This window comes from Clostridium sp. Marseille-P2415 (genome assembly GCF_900155545.1).
Taxonomy (GTDB): Bacteria; Bacillota; Clostridia; order Lachnospirales; family Lachnospiraceae; genus Lacrimispora.
The window spans coordinates 1-2,871 of record NZ_LT732519.1 but is presented as its reverse complement, the minus strand read 5'-3'; the positions used below and the strand labels follow the sequence as shown (position 1 = coordinate 2,871).

Annotated in this window: 4 protein-coding genes and 1 pseudogene; 4 read left to right on the top strand and 1 reads right to left on the bottom strand. The window is 37.2% G+C overall.

Annotated elements, in window-relative coordinates; translation table 11 throughout:
- The 3 genes and pseudogenes from BQ9856_RS25010 to BQ9856_RS00020 all read left to right on the top strand — a co-directional run.
- Nucleotides 1–156 (top strand): annotated as a pseudogene (locus tag BQ9856_RS25010) (IS110 family transposase); the annotation flags it as partial.
- A gap of 170 nt (nt 157–326) precedes the next feature.
- A complete protein-coding gene (locus BQ9856_RS00025) occupies nt 327–617 on the top strand; it encodes a hypothetical protein (RefSeq protein WP_139348617.1) in 291 nt (96 codons plus the stop codon).
- A gap of 10 nt (nt 618–627) precedes the next feature.
- A complete protein-coding gene (locus tag BQ9856_RS00020) occupies nt 628–960 on the top strand; it encodes a hypothetical protein (RefSeq protein WP_077609163.1) in 333 nt (110 codons plus the stop codon).
- Nucleotides 961–1,036: 76 nt separating this feature from the next.
- Here BQ9856_RS00020 and BQ9856_RS00015 read toward each other — a convergent pair whose 3' ends face one another.
- Nucleotides 1,037–1,312 (bottom strand): hypothetical protein, encoded by a 276-nt coding sequence (locus tag BQ9856_RS00015; RefSeq protein WP_077609162.1) that lies wholly within the window; start codon nt 1,310–1,312, stop codon nt 1,037–1,039.
- A gap of 678 nt (nt 1,313–1,990) precedes the next feature.
- Here BQ9856_RS00015 and BQ9856_RS00010 point away from each other — a divergent pair.
- Nucleotides 1,991–2,871, top strand: an 881-nt coding sequence (locus tag BQ9856_RS00010) for an IS110 family transposase (protein ID WP_235839079.1), incomplete at its 3' end; no start/stop codon positions are given.

Below are 2,871 nucleotides of genomic sequence, written 5' to 3'. Positions count from 1 at the left end.
CCGGTATTTTATGACTATTACATGCGAAAAATCGGTGAAGGAAAGACAAAGTCACAGGCACTGGTCTGCATCATGCGTCGCTTGGTGAACATAGTGTACGGAATGATGAAAAATAAGACGGAATACCGAGAACCATTGCCAGAAAAAGAACAGTAATTTATTTCTTAAAAATAGCGCGAAGATGTGCTATACTTTTTTTAAACAAATACGAATTTTCACCGTTTGTCGGATACCTCAGTACTCCACCTGAGGGTTCGGGGCAGGGTATTAATGGTGGTAAAAATAGCAAATTTCAAGAGGTTTTTGATGCGGCAGATAATTACACTTTGAGTGATAATACCTTTAATAACCATATATTAGATAGACATGGACCAAAATCAGCATATGGGAATAAATCTCACTTTAACTCTGATTTTGACATAAAAATGGGCATTGACAGTACATTAAAAGGTGATAAATTTGTATTAAAACCAAATACGAGCGGAAGAGAAGGATACATTTTTGAACAAACATTTTCTAATCCGATTGGAACAAATAATAATGGAAAAGTACTTAATACATTAAAAGTAGTCATTGATAAAACTGGGAATGTAATTACGGCATTCCCTAAGAAGTAGGAGGACAAATATGAATTTTTATATTGGTGATTCAATAGATAATATGGAGTTGAGTGATTCCAATGTAGAATTTAATGATGAACTGATTAATTTTATTTATAAACTGAGAGATAAAAGTTCATTTGATATGAGTAAATTATATGAAATTGATCCTTATGATGATATTGAAATTCCTAATAAAGATGTGTTTGAAATTATTAAAATTTGCAGATATATTTTAGATTTATCATTACTCGAAGATTATGAAGAATATGATGAGGGAAATCAAATGCTAAAAGAATTGCTCAAGCTTGCTGAATGCGCTATAAAAAAAGGCAAGGGACTAATATCAATAGGTGATTGATATCAAAAAAACAATTTATTAACGTAAAACACAGCAATCATGCAATTTGCTGTGTTTTACGTTTGAAAAGAAAAAATTACAATTTGCCGATATATTTTAGAATTTTTATACCGTCCATAAATCCATGCCGATACAGAAAAGCTTCTTCTAAAGCAAGTTGGCTTATAATAGAGTCAATGTAATTTTCAACTAGCTCTTTTTCCTTACAGGGTAAATTTTTAATAAAAATCTCGGTCTGTAGAATCCTTTCCTCTTCCTGTTTAGATTTTTCAGGTTGGTTTTTATGAAATACATCAATTAACATGTTGATTCGTTCCTGAATAAACATATCCGATAATTCCTGTTCGGTCATAATGCTTCCCTCCTTTGAGAACATACGATACCGAAACAGTGTCAGAAAGTCGATACCAGAAACTACTAAAAATAGATGCTTTGAATTGGGTAAATAGATCAAATGAATTCACGAAATGCCTATTGTCTTGATTCACTGGTTATGGATTTAAAGGAGTCGCTCATGACCCCGTAACTTTTTTGTGTAAATGGGATTTACACACAAGTGTAACCCCGATCACGACCCCAAAGCCAGGAATCCGACCCCGCTGAAAAAGTCCTTTCAGTCCGCATTGCGGGCTGATGTAACCCGAGCCGGGGAGGGTTTTGACCCCGGCTCTTTAACCTGCATCATTTTCGACCCCATGGTTCATGGTGAACCATGGATTTACAGGAAATTAGTTCTATGGTAAAATGGGGCTGCCGGGGGTTACAGGGGGAAAATCCTCCTTTCTGTAGCTCCCTTTTCTATTCTTTTTCTGCTGTTTTTTCTCCTGAAAATAAAACCAGAAATGACTTGCAATCCATTCCATACAGAGTTAACATCAACAACCAATAAAAGAAATAACTTGTCCTTTCATCCATTGGTTTGTTGTAGATAGGCTGTCGAACCCTTGCGGACTCATTAGAGTTAACGCTGTCATCTGAGGTTGCCGGTACGGGAACTGATTGATTGGAAACAAGATCAGGAGGGAGATAATTGCAGAAAAGAGAAAATCTGCTTTATGTAGGGATTGACCTGCATAAGGAAACCCATACCGCAGTGATGGTGAACTGCTGGAATGAGAAGTTAGAAGTTGTTGTTATTGAAAACAAGCCCAGTGAATTTAAGAAGCTGGAGGAAAAGGTGAACAGAAAGTCCAGTATTCTTGGACTTGAACCCATTTACGGATTGGAGAATGCTTATGGCTACGGCAGAAGCTTAGCTGTCTGGCTGATTGAACATGGTTATATTGTAAAAGACATTAATCCTGCTCTGGCTTATGACCAGAGAAAAAGTGCACCCATGTATCGAAAAAATGATGAGTATGATGCGTATTGTGTGGCAACGGTTCTAATTAATCAGTTACACACCTTGCCGGATGCAAAGCCAAAAGATAACGAATGGACACTGGCACAACTGGTAAATCGGAGAGATTTACTGGTGAAAGATGGTATCCGTTTTAAGAACGGACTACATGAGCAGATATCCATGGCATATCCCAGTTATAGCAAGTTCTTCAGCGAGATAGACGGGAAATGTGCCATGTATTTCTGGAAGACCTACCCGTCCCCTGTCCATTTGCAGGGAAAGACGGCAGAAGACCTAACAATCGAATTTAAGGAAATATCACGCATTGCGAGAAGAGACAAAGCAGAGTTGATTCTGGAATGTGTTCAGAATGATGGAAATACCATACGGGAATATCAGGAATCCAGAGATTATATCACAACGAGTTTAGTAAGGGACTTGAAACATCAGAAAGAAGAATTAGCAGGGCTTGATAAAGAAATCGAGAAAATCCTGCTTAGTTTTGATTATAAACTGACCAGTATGCCGGGAATCGGAACGTCTATCGCAAGCAAGTTAATCGCAGAAAT